The sequence below is a fragment of the Legionella genomosp. 1 genome, assembly GCF_900640215.1.
Lineage (GTDB): Bacteria > Pseudomonadota > Gammaproteobacteria > Legionellales > Legionellaceae > Legionella_C > Legionella_C quinlivanii_A.
In genome coordinates, this window is record NZ_CAAAJH010000006.1 from 127,550 (window position 1) to 150,920 (window position 23,371).

Below are 23,371 nucleotides of genomic sequence, written 5' to 3' on the forward strand. Positions count from 1 at the left end.
GAGCGTTAATTTACTAATATTTACGCTTTTTTAGCGATTGGCTTGTCCTGGGGCGTGTTTTGTAATTTGATTCGATAGCCTGGATTTCGGCTGCTGCTTTTTCACTCTCTTCATTAAGAGCGGTATTAAACCAGCTGGCAAGAATTTCCTTTGCCAAATCCTGGGTCAGCAAGCGATTGGATAATGCAAGGACATTGGCACTATTCCAGATGCGGGAACCTGCAGCGGTTTGAGCATCAGTGCACAAGGCGGCTCTGATGCCAGGAATCTTATTAGCAACAATTGAGGTGCCAGTGCCTGTCCAGCAGAAGAAAATACCTTCCTGGCAGTCTCCTGAACTGATTGCTTTGGCGGCTTCCTCAGTTGAGGCAATCCAGGGCGCGTTACTACGCGATCGCAGAGCGCCAAATAACACCGGTTCGTATCCTGACTTTCTCAACTCCTCAACTACAAAATCGTTCACTGGATAAAGCTCATCGCTGCAAACCGCTATTTTCATCGTTATAACTCCCAGCTATTTGACCAGATTAAAACCGGCATCAATCCAACCCTGCGATCCACTCTCCAGAGAGTACACCTGCTCATAACCCATGGCCTGCAGATTATCCGCAACCAGAGCACAGCGAAAACCGCCGCTGCAATACACTACGATTGGAGTCTTTAAATCTGAAATTTGTTTCTCGATATCGCGCTCAATAATTCCTTTCCCTAGATGGACAGCTCCTGGAATGTGTCCGGTTTCCCATTCATTGGTTTCGCGTACATCAATGAGCTGAAAAGATTCATTGCTATCCATTTTTTCTTTCAAAGCGAGCGGAGAAATCTCTTTAATGCGTTGCTTTGCCGCTGTCACTAACTTCAAAAATCCGGGAGAATGTTGTTTCATAATAATCCTTAAAGAGAAGTGTCTGTATTATAAAAGTTAATCCTTTTTAATTTAAATAAAAAAACATTGCAATCGACATCGAATGCTCGCCTAAACCTGTCCGATAAGTATATACTTATAGATCTAATCTTTCCTGCTCAGGAAGATTTCATTATTCTCTAATTTTGTCGGAGTTACCCCATGCAACAAAGAAAACCATTAGTATTAATGATTCTTGATGGCTGGGGGTACAGCTGCAACGAGAACCACAACGCAATCGCCGCAGCAAACACTCCTCAATGGGATGACTGGTGGGCGCACCGGCCGCATATCTTGCTAAACGCCTCTGGACATGTCGTTGGTTTACCTGATGATCAAATGGGCAATTCAGAAGTCGGCCATATGCATATTGGTGCAGGCCGTCTGATTTATCAGGATTTAACCCGTATCAACCACGCTATAGAAACCGGAGAATTCGAGCAAAACGAATTATTTCTGAGTACTATTCAGCAATTAAAAGAAAGTGGCAAGTCCTTGCATGTGATGGGACTTTTATCTCCCGGAGGAGTTCACAGTCATCAAAATCACTTATTTACCTTTATAAAAATTTGCCATCAGCTCGGATTTTACAATGTGTATCTCCATCTGTTTTTAGATGGCCGTGATACTCCACCACAAAGTGCCCTAAGCAGTATCGAAGCTCTGGAAGAGCAGCTTGAGCTTTATCCGGCAGCACGTATTGCTTCAATCAGCGGGCGTTATTTTGCTATGGACCGGGACAAACGCTGGGAAAGGGTAGCACCGGTTTATCATATGCTGACCCAAGGCAAGGGCCAATACCATTTTGATAGCGCAAAAGAAGCGATCCGGAATTTCTATGCAGAGGGCAAATCGGATGAGTTCATTCCGCCGACCTTGATTGGAGAATATAAAGCGATCGAAGATGGAGATGCCCTGTTCTTTTTTAATTTTCGTGCCGATCGCGCAAGGCAGCTCACTGAGGCATTCATTAACGACTCATTTGAGGGTTTCATTCGTCATAGAAAACCAGAACTGGCTGCCTTTATCAGCATGACTCAGTTCTCAAAAAGCTTAAACACCGCAATCGCATTTCCACCGATTCCTTTAAGCAATACACTCGGGAAAGTGCTTGCCGATTATCGATTGAATCAGTTGAGAATTGCGGAAACGGAAAAATACGCTCATGTCACCTTCTTTTTTAATGGCGGATCAGAACAGATTTTTCCCAATGAGGATCGCATACTTATCCCTTCACCACCTGTTGCAACCTATGATTTACAACCGGAGATGAGCGCGCCTCAATTAACTCATGCCCTGGTGGATGCGATTAACAGCGATGCCTATGATGTGATCATCTGCAATTATGCCAATGCAGATATGGTAGGACATACAGGCGATTTTAGCGCCACGAAGAAAGCAATTGAGTGCCTTGACCGTTGTATGAGTGAGGTTTGGCAGGCTTTGGAAAGAAAAGACGGTTGCATGTTAATCACCGCGGACCATGGCAATGCAGAATTAATGTATGATGAGAACACCAGCCAGGCTCACACTGCTCATACCTGTGAAATGGTTCCCTTTGTTTATGTGGGTAATACCCGTAGACATTTTAAAGTCAGCCAGGGTACTTTAGTGGATATCGCACCGACCATTCTTTCTCTGCTTGATTTATCAAAGCCGGATGAAATGACAGGACAAGCCCTTCTGGTGGAAGATCATGCCGATTCTGTCTAATTTAAGATGTTATATTTCAGGTTTTGCCCTTGTTCTTTGCCTGGCAGGTGCAGACTATGCGGCTGATAGCTCCTCTGTACTACAGACCAAAACCAAATTAAAGCAGCTGGACACGCAAATAAATCGTCTCAAACAAGTGCTGGCCAATGCCAATGATCGCCGCGGTCTGTTGAATCGCGAACTGGCAGGCACCGAGAAACAAATAGACAAAGCAATTCAACAGCTGCGCTCCATTCAAACTGATATTGACAGCAAGAAACAAAAAATTGTCAGCCTTGAACAGCATATCAGCGAATTGAATCAGCAACTGATAAAACAGCAGCAACAACTGGCAAGCCATATTCGCACCCGCTATCAGATAGGAGGTTATCAGCCGGTTAAATGGATTATCAATCAGGATGAACCCTATTCTATCAGTCGCCTGCTCACCTATTATCAATACATCGTTCAGTCACGGCAACATATTATCGATGCCATTGATAACACGAAAAAGAATTTAACCTCCAATCAGAAAAGTTTACAGGATGAACTGGCTGAGCAGCGCCAGCTACAGCAACGGCTTCATATTCATCAGGCCCAGCTAGAGGAAGATAAACACTATCATAAAGCAGTTATCCAATCGCTGAGTAAAGAAATCCAGAGCAAAGAGCATACACTGGCGGAGTTTGAACATAATAAAGAGAATCTCTCCAGTCTTTTAAAGAATCTGGCCTTGAAAAGCGTCGCCTTACCTAAACAAAGCTTTAACAAGATGCGGCATAAACTTCCACGCCCCATTCAAAGCCGTTCTCATCAACGGATGAATCAGGGCGTGACATTTTTTGCCGGAGAAGGAACACCGGTTCGTGCCGTCTCATCGGGCAAAATTGTCTTTAGCGATTGGCTTAATGGCTATGGGTTATTAATCATTATTGATCATGGACAAGGCTTTATGACCCTGTATGCGCACAATCAGTCTTTGTATAAGCGCAAAGGGGCTACCGTACAGCAAGGAGAGCAAATTGCCTCCGTTGGACACAGCGGCGGGATAAAACAAAACGGTCTATACTTTGAGGTGAGGCAACGTGGCAAAGCTGTTCCACCACTTGAATGGTTAGCTTGATTTGTGTAATTTGACAATCATCGACATAATAATAAACATCAGCCAGAAGTAGTCAAATCCAGCTTGGTGATTCTGTGATCGTTAAGAAAGCAGTTATGATAAACGGATTTCTCGGTTTTCTGTCCCGTATGCTGTGTTAATTCATGCTCGAAGTAATAGCCTGAAGCAGACGAACTCCGGCATTGCAAAAGCAATTTCCGATAGAAGTTTTTCTTCTCAATAGACTCTCTGGCATTTATATTGCTTCATGTAATTTGACATCGGAAGGTGACCGCATGATGCGTGGCACACTATCCAAGGAGAACATTATGCGCAACAAACGGTTTTACTCTGGTGCTCTGGCGACAGTATTAACAACTGCGTTTTTGTTTCCAGCTCAACTCTATGCAACTGATGCCTCGGCAACAGCGACAAACACCAATTCAGAGGGGAATAAAAAAATTCCATTGGAGGATGTCCAACGCTTCTCAAATGCCTTAAGCCAGATTAAAAAATACTATGTGAAACCGACTGACGATAAAGAGCTGTTTGATAATGCCATTAAAGGTATGCTAAGCGGTCTGGATCCACATTCCACTTATCTTGATGAAGATGCATTTAAAGATCTGCAAACTTCAACCAGCGGTGAATTTGGCGGTCTGGGTATTGAAGTCACAATGGAAGAAGGAGTAGTGAAAGTAGTCACTCCTCTGGTTGATACACCAGCCTATCGTGCGGGTATCAAAGCCGGTGATTATATAATCAAACTGGGCAACCAATCCGTTCAGGGCATCACTCTGCAGGAAGCCGTTGATTTAATGCGTGGAAAGGCGGGTACGACCATCGACCTGACCATTCTGAGAAAAGGTGAAAGTAAACCACTGGTATTCTCTGTGGTTCGCGAGAAAATTCTTATCAAAAGCGTAAAAAGTAAACTTCTTGATGACAATTACGGTTATATACGCCTGACCCAATTTCAGGCAATGACCGGTGATGATATGGAAAAAGCCATCGCCCAACTTAAACAGCAGGCTGGCGGCAATCTGAAAGGTCTGATTCTTGATCTTAGAAATAATCCAGGAGGATTGCTGGACTCAGCGATTCAGGTATCAGATGCGTTTCTGGATACCTCGAAAGATGGCAAGCAGGAAATGATTGTCTACACACAAGGGCGCTTACCTGGTTCAAAATTCACTGCTCTGGCCAATCCAGGCGATGTTTTGAACAACGCACCCATGATTGTGCTTATCAATAATGGCTCAGCTTCAGCTTCAGAGATTGTTGCAGGGGCTCTTAAAGACAACAAGCGGGCAATTATCGTCGGCACACAAAGCTTCGGCAAAGGCTCTGTACAGACTATCCTGCCGCTGGATGATAAACGGGGAATCAAACTGACGACAGCCCTTTATTATACGCCATCGGGTGTGTCTATTCAGGCTAAGGGTATTACCCCTGATATCGTCATCGATGAAGTGACTGTGGCAAAAGATGATAATAAAGCCAGTTTCACCGGGTTTTCAGAGGCTGATTTAAGCGGCCACCTGGCAAATACCAGTGAACAAACCAAAAGCGTTGAACACTCTAACAAAGATGATAAAGCGCTTCTGCATGAGGACTATCAACTCTACGCCGCCTTGACTATTCTCAAAGGCCTGGCAGTTGCCCGTAACTAAATCAAAAGCCTCCCCTCCTGCGTCCCGCGACTTGTTCGCGGGATCCAGCAACCCAATAAGATCCTGGATTCTGCTGATAATCCACAGAAGCCAGGGCATAGGTCACTGCCATTAAGTTAAGGAAATTTTGTCTTTCCCGAGAAGGCGGGAATCCATTGCTCAAATGGCATTATAACGGGCTCAGAGATGGATCCCCGCCTTCGCGGGGAGGACAGTTTATATACAACTGAGCTTAACTTAATGGCAGTGAGAGTTAACATTACTTCTTAGCCCTTGGCCTAACATTGAGTTCTGGAGTGGATCAGCTCTTTTTGTTAGGCCAAGGACCCAAACTACAATAATACCTCAACTTAGAAGTAGTTAGGCATAGAGTACCCCTTAATAAAACCTTAACCATTTCTGACTATAATTAGACCAATATAAATAACTAATGAGCAAGATAATGGCTAGAGCAAAGCGGGATAATTCTTCGTTAAAAGCGTTAGTTGTAGGAGATGCAAACAGCGCATGGTCTGAGTTCCTGGAACCTACCATTCGAAAATCCAGGACAGCGCAAGGGGAAACTAACACAGAAAACTCTTCTGTTGTTAGAATCCGAAAACCTCTCAGAGAACGTACTGAAGGCGAGTTAAGACGACATCGGAACAATCCCTCTGCTCTTCAGGCAAATATACTGAGCCAGGATCATGCCCCTTTTTTGAATCTGGTAAATGCCACCGCCGACCCCGCGCGAGTCAGGATGCATGTGGGTAAAGACGAGAAATGTGCGGATGTGCTCATTTATGTCGTTAACCTGTCAAGTAACCAAAATAATATTGAAGAATTAAAAGCAAATATTAACACTTATCTCCAACAGATGCGCCCGGATACACGATTGATTTTAGTAGGAACTCATCCTTCCTCGGGTCTGTTTGACTTTCCCCAAACATCCGACAATGAGGAGGTTCTGAACAGCCTTCTAGGTACTTTTGCGGGAAGATTAATTAATGTGCTTAACCTTCCGCCCAACTCTATAAACCCTTTCGGTGCAAATCCTAAAGATAAAGAAATAGAGAATTTTATCACACAACTCGATTTCTATGCGAGCAACAGGCGGGCACCTCAAGTACAGTTATCACAGCCACCTACTCCAACTCACACAGCTCCAGCGGCTGAAAACGTAAGAACTCCACGCCAGAATTTAAATATTGAACTCGAATTTCCCTCTCCACCCCAGCAACCGCCAGCTCAACCTTCTCCCGCACCGCAGAATGCACCGGTCCTGGCCCGACATGATTATCCAAAGTCATACCATGCGATGTGGACCAGGCAAACCTTTCCGCATTTGTCCATGGAGAAAAGGAATTATCTGGCAGCGAGGACTATCCTTGAAGACTATGCACTTAGAACCTCGGATACTGCGAGCAGATGGCAGCGGGCGGGGCATTTTTTTGCACACCCGCGGCGAGGCCACACTGAGATTATTAATAACTTTTTAAAGAATTATACCGGTGAGGAGAATGTTCCGGCATTGCTTAGCGCACTCCAGCAGACATTGAAAAAAGAAATCAAAGAAGAGTTTAACCCCAAAGGAAGTCTTGCAGTCCGTTTGGACTACATTGAAGAGCAGTGCAATTTGAATGCTGATAAAAGAATTATAAATCACGAGGAAATCATTGCTGCCAGACAGGAAAGAATCGATGCAAAAAATGGTCAAAGTCTGTGCTAATTGAAATAACCATCTTGATATGCAAAAAGCATATCAAGATGTAAATATTTTAACCAGGACGCGCAACTTCAGCAGGGGGGTTATCCTCCGCAGGGGCCTTATTGGCTGCCTCAACCGAGGGTTCCACTGCATTAGGACGCATATCGTTTAACGCATCACGAAATTTCTCAGTTTTTTCAATATCTTTTTGTCTTTCCTGCTCAGGATTATCTACCTGATCAATACCATCCTTTATATCAGGATCATCTGTTTCCGGATTTCCCTTTAAGTTTAAATAAGCCTCCCGCAAAGCTTCGCCTCGTTGAATTTTTTGTATTTCCTTATAGGCTTGATAAGATTCCCTCATTGACATTTTGTGCATTATGGACTGACTTAAAACATAGGAGACACTTCTAAAAAAGCTCTTAAGGGCGTAGAGCAGACCCAAACCTTTACTGCTTTTGGCAGCAATCTCCTTAAACTGCGGGTTATTCTCCAGATTTTTAGCCTCGTTGTAACGCATATTGATAGGCACAGCAGGATCGCGAAATTTATCTACAAGTTTTTCGCCAAACTCAGATAAATCTTTATTTTCTCCGGGTTTTATTTTGCTCATGTGATCATTGATGATATGAGTCACATTATCAACAAACCGATACGCTCTGTATTGATTAGTCTGGATATTATTAAGCCCCATTTTCAGCTCGTCCATTGACAGACTGTCAGCCTGGCCTTCACTGATTAATTTATCCCGGTTATTTTGATAGTAAGTGCGCAGTTCATTGATATATTGGGTTTTAAATGGTTCATTCAAAACTTTGCCAGATTGTGCCATAGCCGGGATGTATACCTTAGTCAGCAGCTTTTCAAATTCACTATCCAGTATTTTTTCTTTCCGTTCCCTATAGCCTTCTGAATAGGTCTTACCCACCTCATCCAGATAGTTTAGTTTATTGGAAAGTGTTTGCATTTTAAATTCGATATCTGTTTTTTCCTGAGGAGTGGTCGCTTTATTGAGATCGTCATTTAACTGTGCCCTGCGGCTAGCCGTTTCTGACTTTAAAATCGCCATAAACTGATCTTGCTGTATAATGGCCAGTTTATCCTCATAAGGCAGATCCAGCTCGCTTAACATGGATTCAAAAAAAACATTCAGTTTTTGCATGGTAGGCATAAGCATCGTGCCCGGGTTAAGATAAAGATCGTCTTCCTTATGACTTATTTCCGCTAAAACTGCTTGATATAACTGAGTTTTCAAGGTACCCGTTTGTACATTGGCGATTGTACCAACGGTAGCGCCAAGCTCTCCCAGCTGTTCACCAAAGCGTTTAAGCTGTGCCAACAAGCCTTTGGACTTCCATAATCCACCTATCTGAGACCCTTCGGAAAGCTTTTCAAGACCACTCACAATCTTATCCGCTTCTTTTTTCATTGTCTCGGGATTGGCTAGTTGCTCACGCGTATACCCCTTAAACTTACGTCCCTCATCCACTTCCAGACCAAAATACCCGGCTAGCTGCTGCTGTTTATCTGCAACATAAGCAGATGCAGCAAATAAACTATCAACTTTCTTCTGAATGACTGATCTGGCCTCCTGAAGCTCCTGTGCGCTCTGACTCTGCACCTGAGCGGGACTCACTACAGAGCTATAAGACGTTAACACCTTGGCTACTGAAGCATATTGCTCTTTTAGTTCAGGGGTCATGCTGTTCAAGGTATTCCAGGACGCTTTTAACTGCATGAGCACATTTTTTAAAACAGTGAATTTAGTAACCAGTGAATCGTCATTGTTCATTTTTTCAAAAGCCGCCAGCGCTTTTTGCAAATCGTATAAATTATTTTCCAGATTTTTTATTTGCTTCACCACTTTGGGATCCGTGGAATCCTCCGCATGGGGCGGCATCTGGATTCGGTCATTGACCTGTGTGGATAAATTATTAATACGCGTAGTTCTGACATACTCACTTAGCTTGCCAATTGATGTAGATAACCCCATTTCCTGAATCGCAGCGAAATTACCCCGTAAATTATTAATTGAAGAAACCTGAGCTGGAGATAATTTATCGACAGCAGGTAATGGCTCTCTTTTTTTGTTGGAAAGATCAGTCAGAAACTGCTTACGAGCATTTAGCTCTCTGAAAAAATCAGGGTGCCGTAAGTCAGCATTGATTTCTGCTAACTTTGCTTTATCTCCGGAATTAAGCGCTGCGGTTATTTTTGCATCCAGTTCATTATTAGTATGATAAATAGTCGGCTGTAGTCTTAGATATTCACTTTTTAGATAAACCAGGTCTTTCTCGGAGACCTCTTCTGAAGAGTCGACAGTTTTTTTGATTGTATCAAGCATTGTTGGCAATATTTCCTCGACCCGCTCCAGGGCATCTAATCCCATTACGCCCTGCCCACTGAGCGCCGCCGTTGTCTCGGGTGCCAATAAGGCCTTCTGATCTCTTGCAGCCAAAACCTCCTCATAGGGAACGATTTTTCCTTTGAATTTTTCTGCTAGGCTAAACTCTGCTTCATTAATAACTTCCAGCTTAAGAATTTCAGCATTTTCTTTATCATCATAATATTTCAAAATCTTTTGTCTTAATCCACCAACCAGATTCACTTCTCCGTGCCAGTACCCGCCGATATCATTCATCAAACCACTAATATCCGCTTTTTTGAGTTTCTCAACCCCTTTCCAGAATCCAGCGAACCGTCCTTGGGCGGGCGGTGCTTCTGTAGCATTAAGAGCGGATACAATTTGCTTGTCCAGCTCAACATTAAAGGTTGCAACTGCCGATTGAATCACCTGATAGGATTGCTTTAATCGCTGCTTATCCTCCTGGCTGATATCCGCCAGATTTTTTCCAGCATATTGATTAAGCAGATCAAAGAACTGTTTTGCCTGGGAAGCTTTAAACTCCAGCTCCTGTAGTTCGGTATAGGACGCGACTCTCGATTCATCTAAAGCATGAATACGGCTTTGTGCTATGAATGATTTGGCCGAGCCTACTTTAGCCACCCGCAGTACATCAGCCGCATTAGCATCAGGAAGCTTTTTAACGGCTTCTGATTGTGCTATGCGCGCTTCAATGGCATCACGCAAGACGGTTGCCTGTTCAACGATGGGATCAGAAATAGTACCCGGTTTCAAATAATTACGACGTTCAAAATCGTCAGCCATAGTAATCAGGGCCGTTAATCCTTCATTGCCCCACTTGATATAAGCCTTTATTGTTTCCTCGGAAAGGTTATTTTGTTCGGCATCAAGCCGTTCTTTGAGCTCCTTGAGACCTTTCAAGGCCTTTCTTGCAGAAGGCAGAGCACTCAGCGTATGCTTATCACTGAGTAGCGCATCAATCAGTTGGCCTATTGCCTGCTGTTTTTTTGCGGATATCTGCAAGGCTTCCGCACTTTGCTTATTATCGGGATTTATAGCCGTTGCCGCAGAATTGAACAATCGAGGTAATTGATTCAATAATCCGCTCAGCACATTCCCCTGTAATGTAGTCTTATCGCCTTCCTGCAGGGCGTTGACACCTTGTCCGAGCAAAAGCCCGGCGCCTCCAGCCAAATCCAGATGCTCATATTTTTCCTGTAAACCCAGAGCTTCCACCGCAGAAGCGAGATTGTTGTATACTGGCTGAATAAGATCCATATTATCCCGCAATAATTCCCTGATCTCGGGTGCTGCTTCATTAAAGCTATCGAGAGCCTTGTACACATTATATAGATCATAAGCAATTTGTATCTGATTGCTTAAAACACTATGCACCATTCCCAATTTACTGGATGAATCAATTTTCTGCCATATTTCGGCCTTGGCCGCGTTCTCGGCATAATACAAACTATTAATCAGCTTTTTTATGGATGCAACCTGTGGAGGATCCTTGTCAAGGTCAGTATAGGGAACGCCTTCCTCATTAGGCGTCAGTTTTTTACTGATTGGTGCACTCAAACTGGTTTTCAGCCGCTCATTCAAGGCGGTTCTAGCATTGCGAATTGTCATAAATAAGGGCAGCGCAGGTGCAGCTTCAACAGCTGCTGTCACTGCAGTTTCTTTGGCAATAGGCTCCGCTGGAAGTTTTACATCTGCAAGAGCCAAAAACGATTTAACCTCTGTATTCCATAGATCCGCAACCTCCATAGAGTGCTGTAATTCCGAAAAAGCAGGTAAAGCCATCTGGCTAATACGGCTCTCTAAAAACGAAGCCCGAATTTTATCTTCCGATGTCAGGGCATTTTTGTCTCTAAGGCCGCGCAGCTCATGCAAATCTTTAACCAGACTGTTCCAGGGAATAGCCCTTAGCTCGGGGGCTGCCTCCTGGTCCTGATAATTTGCTGAATCCAATATCTCTTTAATTTTATTGGTTAATGCAGGAAAATCAGGCGCAGGACTGTTGATAACTGCTTTGCACGCAGCAAATAGTTCACTTATTCTTGGGGTTCTGTCAGCATCTGAGGACATGAGAAAAACACTTTAATGGTCTGAATGCTTAAATTATAGTCAAAAATGAAATGCTTATTAGTCTGCGCCCCAATCCACTTTGAAAATAATGGAGACTTTAGCAAACAATCAGTATACTCATTCTCCTGTAATGTATTTTGGCTTCGCAGAATCAATGAGTTCCAACAGCTGAAGCCAGTATGGGCTTTAGTATGCAAAAATTGTTTGGTTATGCGTTTTTACTGGCGTTTGCTTCGTCTGTTCAATCCAGTGTTGAGCAACATTTTAATGAAATCCGGCAAGATCCTAATGCCTTATATGCGTTTCTTAAAGAAATGCCCAAGGGCGGGGAACTGCATTATCATCTAGCCGGTGGCGCCTACCCTGAAACTATGGTTGAACTCGCAGCCAGGCAGGATTATTGTTTGAACCCGCAGTCATTTGGTATCAATAAAATCAGTGAAGCCTGTAACGGAATAAAAAGTGATCAAATACTGAATAATCCTGCATTATACGACAAGCTTATCCGAGCCTGGTCAATGAAGGATTTCATTGCCGGCGAAGAATCTGGACATGATCATTTCTTTGCCACCTTTTTCAAATTCACTAACCTCATCATGGACAATCACATCCCACTTCTTGCAGAAGTCATGCAGCGCGCCAGCGAGCAGCAGGAAGAATATATGGAAATCATGATGATGCCCGATTATGCCAAATCCACAGTCATTTCAGAAAAACCCGATCTGGCACAAGGCTTTGAAAAAGCGAGAAAGCTTCTTCTTGATGATCCAGCCTTTGTTCAGGAAATCGCAAATACAGTAAAAGTCAGCGACCAGTTATTACCAGACACCAGAAAGTTCCTGGGATGTGAAAACCAATCCGAGCAGTCCGTTTGCCATCTAACGGTAAAATTTCAGTATCATATTCTTCGTGAGCAGCCTCTTCAAAGCTTTTTTATGCAGGCGCTGCATGGATTTGCCGCCGCCTCCCAATCAGAAGCAATTGTCGCCATTAATATGGTACAGGCAGAAGACGGCATCATCTCCCTTAGAGATTATAAAAAACAAATGGAAGTGATCAACTTCCTGCACCAGCAATATCCGCAAGTCCACATTGCACTCCATGCCGGTGAATTAAAGGCCGAAGATGTGATGCCAAAGGAGTTGAGATTTCATATACGAGATGCGGTGTTAACTGGACATGCCGAACGAATAGGTCACGGGCTTGATATTGGATTTGAGGATAAAGCCAATGACACGCTGAATTACATGAAAACGCACCAGATCCCGGTAGAAATTAATCTCACCAGTAACGAGAAAATATTTAATATCAAGGGAAAAGAACATCCCATCCATTATTATTTAAAACAAGGGGTGCCCATTGTCTTGTCAACTGATGATGAAGGCATCCTGCGAACTGATCTGACACGTCAATATGTGAAAGCAGTCATTGAGCACGACATCGACTACCAGACACTTAAGCGGATGACCCGAAATGTACTAACTTATGCCTTTTTACCCGGCAAAAGTATCTGGGCGGATCCCGCCAGACAAACCCTGGTTACTGAATGTGCTGATGTGAACAGCGCCGCCTGTAGCACTTTTGTAAATGGGAATGAGAAAGCGAGCTTGCAGCGAAATCTTGAACTCAGATTAGCCGCTTTTGAAAAACGCTTTGAAAATTAATCATCAATCAGGAAGAACTATATGTTAAGGAAAACCGTTTGTGCCGCCAGTCTTATTCTGTGCTCTTCTATCAGCCATGCCGGATTCTACCTCGGCGCCAGTGTTGGACCTGAGGGAGCTGAATTCAGACAAAGATCCCATGTCATTCGCCCGGGTACTTTTGACGTAATCGATAAGAATCATTTTTCAGGCACTGGCGTTTTCGGCTCTATCTTCGGCGGCTACCAGTGGCGTTATCAGCGCTATAGTCTGGCGGCGGAAGTGAATGGAAATTTGAGCTCAGTGGAATATGAGCTGAATAATAACGAATATATTCATCAAACCTTTTTGAAAACCACGTTCACTGTAAAACGAAGCGCTGGAGTCAGTATCCTGCCTGGCTATTTTCTCTCCGAAAATACGCTGATATTTGGCCGCGTGGGCTACAGCAACGGGCGGGTTAAAATCAGCGAATCCGATCCCACTATTCTTAGCCAAACCAAAAACCGCGGGGGAATTCGCTATGGATTAGGCTTAAAGCATGCCTTATCCACTAATTGGTGGCTGATGCTGGATTACAGCCAAATTAATTATAAGGGCATTAAGAGTGCAGTGTTTGAACCGTTTGGCGGAGTGTTAAAACAAACTAAAATTACGCCAAATACCGCTCAAATGGGACTGGGTATAATTTATGATTTTGATCAGCCTAAGGCATATGTGAAGTAGTACAAAAACCTTGATGCCCGTGGCGTGCATCAAGGTTCTTTTTTCCTAGTTAAAAGGATCGCGTCTGATAATAGTGGAATCACGCTCTGGGCCTGTTGAAAGCATATCAACCGGTATATTCAATAATTCCTCAATTCGTTTCAGATAAGCCAGTGCGTTAGCCGGCATCTGTGACATTGACGTTAAATCAGCGGTGGATTCAGTCCATCCGGGCAATTCTTCATACACCGGCTCAAGACCTTCAAAATCCTCTGCCGATTGAGGCGGACGAGTCAGTAATTGCCCATTTTTATCACGATAGGCTACAGCAATTCGCAGGGTTTCCAAACCGTCCAGGACATCCAGTTTGGTTACGCATAAGCCGGTGATACTATTCAGTTCAATCGACCGACGAAGCAATACGGCATCAAACCATCCGCAACGACGAGGCCGTCCGGTAACTGCCCCAAACTCATGCCCACGCTCTGCCAGGCGCTTTCCAATATCATCCTGGAGTTCAGTTGGGAAAGGTCCGCCACCCACCCGTGTCGTGTAGGCTTTGGTGATTCCCAGAACATAGTCAAGATAGCGCGGGCCGAACCCTGCGCCATTAATCACACTGCCGACGCAGGTGTTGGATGAGGTCACGAAGGGATAGGTTCCATGATCGATGTCCAGATAAACCCCTTGTGCGCCTTCAAATAGGATTGAATCGCCTTGTTCTCGATGGGTGTGTAAGCTGGTGGTCACGTCACAGACCATCTCCTTTAACTCAGCGGCCCATATTTTTGCATCGTGAAGAACAGGCTCTATATGAACCTCGGGCTGTTGATAATAATTTTTAAGAACAAAATTATGATAATGTAATAACTCAGTCAGTTTTCGGGCAAAGCGGTTTTCATCAAACAAGTCGCTGACTTTCAAAGCCCGGCGAGCTATTTTATCTTCGTAGGCAGGACCAATTCCTCGGCCTGTTGTTCCGATAGCCTTGCTTCCCTTCAGTGTTTCACGGGCTTTATCGAGAGCCACATGATAGGGTAGAATCAAGGGACAGGCCTGGCTGATTTTCAGACGCTCACGAACATTGATTCCCTTGGCTTCCAGCTCACGAATTTCCGCAAGCAGGGCTTCTGGCGAAAGAACAACTCCATTGCCGATATAACAGCTGACATGAGGCCTGAGCATTCCGGATGGGATGAGCCGCAAAACTGTTTTTTCACCGTTAATTTTCAAGGTATGGCCAGCATTGTGACCGCCCTGATAGCGGACAACAGCCTTTACGTTCTGGGTCAGCAAATCGACAATTTTACCCTTACCTTCATCGCCCCATTGCGTACCAACTATTACAACATTCTTGCCCATAATTAAACTCTTACTCTATAAACTGGTGAATAATGGAGAGGAGAATAACTCCCGCTAACATACTGAGAAACCCTGTTATGCGAATTATTTTTCACAACAAAATGTCTCAAAGAAAAAAGGGTTAAGCGAACTTAACCCTCTTCAACAAAATAAAAAATTATATCAGTTTTTCTTTGTCGTATCACCACTTTTTACTAAAGAATGTCTAAAGTAATCAAAAAAAGAACTGCTTTGATCCAATACTAATAAATCCTGTTTACTGGTAAAACTTCCTTCATAGGCTTTCAAACTGCGGTAGAATGCAAAGAATTGAGTATTCTGACCATAAGCCTCCGCGTAAATGGTAGCTGCTTCAGCCTGGCCTTTTGCCCGAATAATCTGCCCTTCACTATGGGCTTTTGCCAGAGCCACGGTCACTTCTGCATCCGCGGCCGCCTGAATAGCTTCTGCTGCAGCCTGTCCATCGGCACGATGTCTGTTAGCAATTTTTTGCATGTCAGCTCGCATGCGTTGATAAATGGCGTTGCTGGTGTTAGCCGGTAGTTCAATTCCCTTGATTCTGACATCGACCACATCAACACCTAAACCCTGCGCCTGCTGTTCTGCTTTTTCACGTAACACATCAACCACGTCATCTCTGCCGCCTGACACCACATCAGAAATAGTCCGTTTGCCGAATTCAGCGCGCAGCCAGGTATTCAATTGCTGCTCCAGCAAAGTTTCTGCTTTAAACTCATTCCCACCGGTAGATTTAAAATACTGAGCCAGATTGCCTATGCGCCATTTGACATAATAATCGACAATCACGTCTTTCTTTTCTTTAGTTACAATCCGCGAGGATTTAATGTCCAGGGTTTGCAGGCGTGTATCGAATAAACGCAGACTTTCAATAAACGGCGTTTTAAAATGCAAACCAGGCTCAAGCACCTTGACTTTATCTGTCTGTTTATCAATAACCAGGCGTCCCAGGCGTAAAAGAATCCCTTGCTGGCCTTGGTTTACAGTGAAAACACTGGCTAGTATGACCACCAAAATGAAAAACGCCAATACGACCAGAGTTGTTCTTAAAGCATTCATCTATTAATTCCTCACTTGTCGATAAGTTTGCCTGATTATCGGGCGTGTGGTTGCATGATCGTCATACTCGCCAGCGGCAGAACTTTCCTCCAGATTGGCAGCGACTTCATCCACAGCAGGTTTTGGCAAGGAAGCGGTCACTGCGTTATGAGCCAGCTTATCCAGCGATAAATAAAGTAAATTCCCGGATTTGCCATCTACAATAATCTTGCTGCTCTTGCTTAATACCTGTTGAATGGTATCAAGGTACATTCTTTCGGAGGTTACAAGCGGGGCCAGATTGTATTGCGGTAATAAGGCCAGAAATTCAGCGACCTCACCTTTCGCTTTTAATACCACCTGCTTAGCAAAAGCCTGTGCTTCCTCACGAATACGCTGCGCATTACCTTCGGCGATAGGAACTACCCTTGCCTTGTATGCATAAGCCTGCTCCTTAAAGCGCTTTTCGTCTTCCTGCGCCTTAATGGCATCATCGAAGGCATCCTGTACATTCTCAGGGGCTCTGGCTGGCTGTGGCGATACGTTAACAATCACTATTCCTGTTTTATAACGATCAAGAATTTTAATCAGTGAATCCTGTACATGGGTTGCCCATGCTTCACGGCCTTCAGTGATAATTTCATTTAGTGTGGTAGTACCAACGACCTGACGCAACGCGCTGGATGTAGCTTGTTGCAGGCTTTCCTGAGGATCAACCACATTAAAGAGATAGGCTTGCAAATCACCAATGCGGTATTGAACAGCCAGTGAGACTGAAACCAGATTTTCATCCTTGGTCAGCATATGCCCTGAATAGGAATAGTCCGAAACGCGTTCAACATTTCGCACCACCTTTGATTCTATGATACGAGGTATCCAGTGCGGCCCAGGCCCTACGGTTTCTACATATTTGCCAAAACGCTGAATCACCGCCTGCTCTGCGGGATCCACAATAAAAATGCCTGAAAGCGCCCAGAGAATGAAAATAACCAGCAAAGCCAGGAATGCCAGCATACCAGCACTTTTTCCAGGTACGCCTGAACCCGGATCGCCTTCCTCACCAGAATTCCCCCCCAACAAGGTTTTTTTTAATTTATCCTGAAAGCGTTTGAGGGCTTCGTCTAAATCAGGCGGCTGATTTTGACCATTCCATTGATTTTTATCTTTATCTTTGTCTGGTTCTTTCCATCCCATTGAGTTCTCCACCCGGTACGTAAAGCTAGGATTCTAGGGCTTGCCGGAAGTTTAAGCAAGCCTCTGTACCAAACTCTGGAACAGGATTTATTCAATTTTCAAAACTGGTATGCGAAGCTTCACCCGCATACCAGTTCAACCTGTGGGTAAGAATCTAGACCATAAATCGTTCTTGCGCCTTTTCCTCTTCCTGCTGGGCAATCTCGTCGAGAAGTGCTTCCAGCTTGTTATCCAAAGCTAATGCCGATTTGTTGTGAACACTACTTTTATTGCTTTCAATGAGGTTATATATAGTACTTGTACGGGTACCTGCACCTTTATCGGATGTCGCATATAATCTTACTTCATCCCAACTGTTAAACCGGCCTTCCCCCAGATTCCAGAAGCCAGCTGCCCAGGGATTCCCGCCGCAGCAAGCTTCATTGCGATTTTTATAAAATAAACGGGTAAAAACCGCCAGTTTAATTTCATCACTACTATAATGTCTTTCTTTTTTCTTGTCTGAAATCTTTCCTTCAGCCTCTTTCTTACGATATTTAAGAGTGGCTTCCAATACCAGATTTTCCATTTTCTCAGTGACTTTACCTGGATTACCCGCTAAATGAGAGAAAAAGCCGGATTCCGGGTAGAAAATTTTATGCCAGGTGTTCTTGGCGTGTAATTGCAGGATAATAAATCTTGAACGCTTATAGCTATTCTCGGCATAACTTGCAATTTCACTGGCAAGCTGTTCCCGGTATTGGGTAAGCAAATTGCGATGATTTTTACTTTCCGGAACAGTTGACCCGCGGCATATCAGCATTGCGATGCCTGCCAGCAGAGATTTTATTTTATTTTTATCCTTTTCATTGCTCAGATGCTGACAAAGCACGTTGATTGGACGATCCTGCGTATTACCTGTGGGATCGCAAATTGGAGCGTTCACTTTATCTGCAAGCAATTTCTCTTTATCTGCGCTCGATTTATCTCTATCGGTAATTGATTGTCCTTTAAGCAATACTTTTAGGGCATCAATTTTTGCGTAACGGATGGCTATAACAAAAGGAGTGATCCGGGTGGTGGGATTGTAATAAATTTCAGGGTTTGCTCCGCTTTCAATCAGCATCCTGACCCCTTCAGCCCAATCGTCCCTTACTGCTTGATGAAGAGCAGAATTCAAAACTTTGCTTTTTTGCGCAACACGGAATGCGGTCGGTTCATCCAGTCTCGGTTTTCTTAGCAATACCGCCTTAAGGCTCTCTGCATCTCTTGTCTGTACTGCCCGTGCAAGCAGAGTAAAACCATTCTCGTCTGTAGAATCGATCAGACGCATCAGCCCCACAGGCGCCTCATCGTCGTGCTCTTCAACAAGAACCCGAAAACGCGCATCTTTGGAACCCCAGATTTGTTCCTCGGCTTTTTCTTTAAGAGGCATAAAGTGGCCTAACAGAGGCGGAATCAGATCAAGCTTCTTCTGACGCAGCGCAAAATGAACTGGTTTGCCGCTAATGAAATTATCATGAGGCAATATATAGCTTATATGAGGTATTAAATTCAGCTCATTCGCATCATGTTTTAAAATGAGATAGTTAAGGAGAGTGAAATTGCCAACGCCTGTAATTTCATACTTTTGCTGAGCCAAAAATCCCAGCTCTTCTTTTGATATTTCCCCGTCTTCTGATGACTCTAGGTAATCTCTCTCCTCATCGGCATTAATGGATTTCAAATAACTTAAAAATTTCGACAATTCGCCGTCTTTCAGTACATTATCCAGTACCTTGAAATCAATCATTTTCAATCATCCTCTTAGTTATTAGAAGTCGGAGCCATTTAAAAGAGCATATTACACAGGCTGAAGTCCAAGTTCAAAAATTCTTTACTAATTAACAAAAAATTTCTCAAGTCGTTATTTACAGGAACGCCGTCATCTTGAACACAGTGAGAGATCTCGCTAATCTGACATGGCATGACACAGTTTGATGAAGACTCTCGAAATTGCTTCTCTTAATCCCTGATGTCGATTTCATAATGCACTTAATGATCTATTAATAAACAAATGCTATAGTATCTTATTTTTGGAAATCCTATGGCAATAGCACATCCCAATCTGCTTAAACTTGCAATGGAACTGGGCCTTTATAACAACGCCGAAGGCCTTTGTCATGGCTTTACCATCCAGTGGATAGAGGCTTGCCTTTCCGGTGATGCAGAAGAACAGCGTTTTGAAAAATACATCGCAGAAATTGCCTCCTCCTCTCCAGAGATTCTCGCCTCAGAAATTAAAAATGCCAAACTCAAAAGCGATAATGCAGAGTTGCTTTCTGAAAAAGAGCAGGAACTTCTTGAGATCTATCAAACTGTACGCCGTATCTGTATTTTTCATAATCCCAGTAGCTTTTCAGAATTATTTAAAACAGGCTTTCCAGTGCTTCAACGGCATTGGGAAACAGTTTCCTCAGCCATCTCTACTGGGGCTATTCAGGAGCAAGGTGGACTTAAGGACTTATACTCCGCATCTTTTGTGCTAAATCCTGAAGAAATCGAAAGCTATCTTACAGAACTCAATGATTTACTGGACTTCAAGGAGGAGCATGCTGAAAAATTGAATGCGCCAGTGGCCCTGCTTTTACATAATGCGCATCATGCTATAGGCCTCATCTATAAGCCTAATCAGGGATGGAGTTATCGTAACATTAATCAGGACTTTCCGACAGATAATACAGTAGTCAGAGATCCGGCGATACTGGCCAATTTTATTAATACGGCCTACAGAAATAACAGTCCCTTTATCGCCTTTAATGCTCGTGCCATCCGAACTGCTTTTGCTCATGAAAACCCGGATTTGCAGAAAAAACTGGAGCTATTTAAAAACTCACATGTAATTAACGAAGAAATAGCTCAACGGCATGATGAGTATGCAAACCTGGCCTGGATTGCCGCAGCATCTGACGATAAGGCACTTATCAGTAAGTTGCCTCAATCAATCAATCTTAACTTTCAGGGATTCAAAGGAATGACGCCAGCCTGCATGGCCGCCCAAAATGCTTCCCCTGAAATTCTGAGTGAATTAATCAGTAAAGAGGCCGATGTCAATCTGCCTAACCATAGGGGAGAAACACCTGCATATATTGCCGCTAAACAAGGACTAACCGTCATCATCGACATCCTGGGCTCAAAAGCGGATCTGGATAAAACAACAAATGAAGAAAATGCCTTTCCATTGTTTGCGGCCGCCCAAATGGGCTTTACCGATACCGTTGTATCATTAACCAAGCATGGGGCCAGCCCAAATCAGCGAACTACCAAGGGAGCGACCTGTTTAATAATTGCCGCCCAGAAAGGCCATCAGGAAATTGTGCAGCACTTAATCGGACTCAACGATGTGGATTTAAATGCAGCAAATAATAGTGAGGCAAGCGCAGTTTATGTTGCTGCACAAAATGGCCATGACCAGATTGTCAGACTGCTGGCCGATAAGAAAGCCAATTTAAATCAGCCAAGAGATAATGGTGACACTCCGGCTATCATAGCGGTCAAAAATAAACATCCTGCTGTAATCAGAGAACTTGGATCTCATGGAGCTGATTTAAATCAGGAAAACATAGAGGGCCTTACACCTTGCCTGATTGCAGTTCTGCAGGAAGACAGGGCGATGATTAAGGAATTGAGTGCTCAGAAAGCTGATTTAAACGCAGCCAGCAGCTCTAAGATGTTCCCGATATTTCTGGCAGCGCAGCTGGGTTTTTCAGAGATGGTCGACATCTTGGCCGAAGAAGGCGCCAATTTAGACCAGATAGCCCACAATGGCGCCACTCCAGCCATGGTTGCTGCATTTGAAGGTCATAGGGAAACAGTTAAAGCCCTGATTGCTCACAAAGCAAATTTTGATGTATCCACTACGGATGGAATAACCCCGCTTTTTATGGCCTGCCAACAGAATTTTCCTGAAATAGTGAAGCTTTTACTGGACATACCTGTAGACTCAACAATTGCCTTTCGTGCAACTCCAGCTCAACTGAGACAAAGTATTGCAGATAAAGGCGTGAGCGCAATTCAAAAAATGGAAAGCTTAATTACTGCACAATCCCCGGATAGTGAAGGAAAAATAAAGTTGCTCCCCAAAGATATTGCAGAGATTTTAGGGCACCAGGCGATTGTGGATCTGTTTGCTCAGTCTGTAAGGCTCAAAACAGAGGCGTTTTTCAGTGATTCGCGCTGCTTTTTTAATCAACAAATATCCAAAGCGGTATCACTCGAACCAGCTTTAAGCTCCCCGGAACAATCTATGCCTCTGTAGAGGCATAAGATCGATAAATAACAGCCTAATCTGCTACTTGATGCGAATTGCCCGGGGGGCTGCATAAATCAAAAAAACCGTCTTTGCGAGCATTAGCGAAGCAATCCAGATCCTTCACTTTGTTCAAGGTTCGATCTGGATTGCTTCACTTTGTTCGCAAAGACAACAGGCCAGAATGGTTTTTCCCGTCCCGCCTTTTTATTTTTTAATAAAAATAAGATCCCAAACACCATGGCCTAAACCCTGTCCCCGTTTTTCAAATTTGGTAACCGGTCGGGTTTCAGGTCTTGGCGAATAGCCTCCATCGCTCATTTTATTGATTAGGGCATTCTCGTTTGAAAGAACCTCCAGCATTTGTTCGGCATACTCTTCCCAATCGGTAGCACAATGAATAAATCCACCCTGCTTAATGGCAGCAGCCAGAGTCTTTATTAGTTCAGGCTGAATTAAACGCCGCTTATGATGGCGTTTTTTAGGCCAGGGATCAGGAAAAAAAATCTGCACTCCCGCGAGACTTTCAGGCGGAATCTGCTTTGTGAAAATCTCGACCGCATCATGGACTACAATACGAACATTCTCTATATTTTTTTCATGAAGATCCGCGATAAGACTTCCTACTCCTGCTCGATGCACTTCAATACCAAGAAAATTCTGTTCTGGATGTGCCTCGGCCATAGCCAGCAAGGAGGCTCCCATCCCAAAGCCAATTTCAACTACGGTTTGTGCATCCCGTTTAAACAGCTCTGACCAATTCCAGAAAGTGCCAGTAAAAGGCACCTCATAATGCGCCAGTAAATTATCCAGAGCGAATTGCTGCCTGTTACTGATGCGCCCGGCTCTCAGCACATAGCTTTTAATAGTACGTTTCATAAAACCTGCGATACAATAAAAGGGGAGGAGTATAACAAAAAAGCGAGAGTCTCGACCAGCACCAGAAAAAAGGGTATTATCCACTATCTTTGGTCTACAAAGCACTTTTTGATTGCATAATTTGACATTTTTTGCTATAAAAGCGCTCTTGTATTATCCCCGGCTGATTTGTGGCTTAAGCCTTTAATTCAAGCCCAGCTAGATGTAAATCTACAGAACCTTTGGAGCAACAATATGTCAAGAGTATGTCAGGTAACTGGCAAGCGACCAATCACTGGTAACAATGTTTCGCATGCCAATAATAAAACCCGCAGACGTTTCCTGCCTAATATTAAACGACGTCGTTTCTGGTTTGAAGAAGAACAACGTTTTGTTACACTCAGAGTCAGCACTAAAGGTCTTCGTACTATAGACAAACTGGGTATTAAAGCAATTGTTGACAAACTTAGAGCCGAAGGCGAAAAAGTTTAACTGACTGAGGAATTTCAAAATGGCTAAAAAAACCAGGATCACATTAAAATTAGTGTCCACCGCTGGAACAGGGCATTTCTATACTACCAGAAAAAACCCAACTACTACTCCGGAAAAACTGGAGTTCAATAAATTTGATCCCGTCGCTCGTAAGCACGTACCTTACAAAGAAGCAAAAATCAAATAAAGAAAAGCCTCCACTCGAGGCTTTTTTTTCATCTCGTTTAAACTCACCAAATATTATCTGCTCGTTCTTTTGCAATTAAACCCATTCAATATA

At 43.7% G+C, this 23,371-nt stretch carries 17 protein-coding genes; 9 read left to right on the forward strand and 8 right to left on the reverse strand.

Features of this window, described 5'->3' with window-relative positions; translation table 11 throughout:
• Positions 1-13: 13 nt before the first annotated feature.
• The gene (locus E1O89_RS08015) at positions 14-499 is read right to left on the reverse strand and encodes an RpiB/LacA/LacB family sugar-phosphate isomerase (RefSeq protein WP_133139718.1); all 486 of its coding nucleotides are present in this window, start codon (positions 497-499) and stop codon (positions 14-16) included.
• A gap of 15 nt (positions 500-514) precedes the next feature.
• Positions 515-886, reverse strand: a complete 372-nt coding sequence (locus tag E1O89_RS08020) for a rhodanese-like domain-containing protein (protein WP_133139719.1) — start codon at positions 884-886, stop codon at positions 515-517.
• A gap of 180 nt (positions 887-1,066) precedes the next feature.
• Between E1O89_RS08020 and gpmI the strand changes: the two genes are divergently transcribed.
• The 4 genes from gpmI (at position 1,067) to E1O89_RS08040 (ending at position 7,079) form a co-directional block, all read left to right on the forward strand.
• A complete protein-coding gene (gene gpmI / locus E1O89_RS08025) occupies positions 1,067-2,617 on the forward strand; it encodes a 2,3-bisphosphoglycerate-independent phosphoglycerate mutase (protein WP_133139720.1) in 1,551 nt (516 codons plus the stop codon).
• Positions 2,601-3,719, forward strand: coding sequence for a murein hydrolase activator EnvC family protein (locus E1O89_RS08030; protein ID WP_133139721.1), 1,119 nt, complete (start codon positions 2,601-2,603; stop codon positions 3,717-3,719). The genes gpmI and E1O89_RS08030 overlap by 17 nt, the downstream gene beginning before the upstream one ends.
• 308 nt (positions 3,720-4,027) lie before the next feature.
• Complete coding sequence (locus E1O89_RS08035) at positions 4,028-5,371, forward strand: S41 family peptidase (RefSeq protein ID WP_133139722.1); 1,344 nt, start codon at positions 4,028-4,030, stop codon at positions 5,369-5,371.
• 442 nt (positions 5,372-5,813) lie between these two features.
• Positions 5,814-7,079 carry a DUF5617 domain-containing protein gene (locus E1O89_RS08040; protein ID WP_133139723.1) on the forward strand — a complete coding sequence of 422 codons (1,266 nt, stop codon included), beginning with the start codon at positions 5,814-5,816 and terminating at the stop codon, positions 7,077-7,079.
• 49 nt (positions 7,080-7,128) lie between these two features.
• On the opposite strand, the gene E1O89_RS08045 is transcribed toward E1O89_RS08040, so the two are convergent.
• A complete protein-coding gene (locus E1O89_RS08045) occupies positions 7,129-11,514 on the reverse strand; it encodes a hypothetical protein (RefSeq protein WP_133139724.1) in 4,386 nt (1,461 codons plus the stop codon).
• Between the two features lie 191 nt (positions 11,515-11,705).
• Here E1O89_RS08045 and E1O89_RS08050 point away from each other — a divergent pair, with 191 nt between their 5' ends.
• Positions 11,706-13,178 carry an adenosine deaminase family protein gene (locus tag E1O89_RS08050; protein ID WP_133139725.1) on the forward strand — a complete coding sequence of 491 codons (1,473 nt, stop codon included), beginning with the start codon at positions 11,706-11,708 and terminating at the stop codon, positions 13,176-13,178.
• 21 nt (positions 13,179-13,199) lie between these two features.
• Positions 13,200-13,883 (forward strand): outer membrane protein, encoded by a 684-nt coding sequence (locus tag E1O89_RS08055; protein WP_133139726.1) that lies wholly within the window; start codon positions 13,200-13,202, stop codon positions 13,881-13,883.
• Between the two features lie 45 nt (positions 13,884-13,928).
• Here E1O89_RS08055 and E1O89_RS08060 read toward each other — a convergent pair whose 3' ends face one another.
• From E1O89_RS08060 to E1O89_RS08075, 4 genes are all read right to left on the reverse strand, one after another.
• Positions 13,929-15,224 carry an adenylosuccinate synthase gene (locus E1O89_RS08060; protein WP_133139727.1) on the reverse strand — a complete coding sequence of 432 codons (1,296 nt, stop codon included), beginning with the start codon at positions 15,222-15,224 and terminating at the stop codon, positions 13,929-13,931.
• Positions 15,225-15,386: 162 nt separating this feature from the next.
• Positions 15,387-16,301 carry a protease modulator HflC gene (hflC, locus tag E1O89_RS08065; protein WP_112220402.1) on the reverse strand — a complete coding sequence of 305 codons (915 nt, stop codon included), beginning with the start codon at positions 16,299-16,301 and terminating at the stop codon, positions 15,387-15,389.
• Between the two features lie 3 nt (positions 16,302-16,304).
• A complete protein-coding gene (gene hflK / locus E1O89_RS08070) occupies positions 16,305-17,474 on the reverse strand; it encodes an FtsH protease activity modulator HflK (RefSeq protein WP_133139728.1) in 1,170 nt (389 codons plus the stop codon).
• Positions 17,475-17,628: 154 nt separating this feature from the next.
• Complete coding sequence (locus tag E1O89_RS08075) at positions 17,629-19,245, reverse strand: ankyrin repeat domain-containing protein (RefSeq protein WP_133139729.1); 1,617 nt, start codon at positions 19,243-19,245, stop codon at positions 17,629-17,631.
• Between the two features lie 294 nt (positions 19,246-19,539).
• Between E1O89_RS08075 and E1O89_RS08080 the strand changes: the two genes are divergently transcribed.
• Complete coding sequence (locus tag E1O89_RS08080) at positions 19,540-21,750, forward strand: ankyrin repeat domain-containing protein (protein ID WP_133139730.1); 2,211 nt, start codon at positions 19,540-19,542, stop codon at positions 21,748-21,750.
• A gap of 198 nt (positions 21,751-21,948) precedes the next feature.
• On the opposite strand, the gene trmB is transcribed toward E1O89_RS08080, so the two are convergent.
• The gene (trmB, locus tag E1O89_RS08085) at positions 21,949-22,620 is read right to left on the reverse strand and encodes a tRNA (guanosine(46)-N7)-methyltransferase TrmB (RefSeq protein WP_133139731.1); all 672 of its coding nucleotides are present in this window, start codon (positions 22,618-22,620) and stop codon (positions 21,949-21,951) included.
• Positions 22,621-22,854: 234 nt separating this feature from the next.
• Here trmB and rpmB point away from each other — a divergent pair, with 234 nt between their 5' ends.
• Together rpmB and rpmG are read left to right on the forward strand one after the other, a co-directional pair.
• Positions 22,855-23,091, forward strand: a complete 237-nt coding sequence (gene rpmB / locus E1O89_RS08090) for a 50S ribosomal protein L28 (RefSeq protein WP_058508407.1) — start codon at positions 22,855-22,857, stop codon at positions 23,089-23,091.
• 19 nt (positions 23,092-23,110) lie between these two features.
• Positions 23,111-23,278: a 50S ribosomal protein L33 gene (rpmG, locus tag E1O89_RS08095; RefSeq protein WP_058508408.1), complete on the forward strand. Its 168-nt coding sequence runs from the start codon at positions 23,111-23,113 to the stop codon at positions 23,276-23,278.
• Positions 23,279-23,371: the final 93 nt, after the last annotated feature.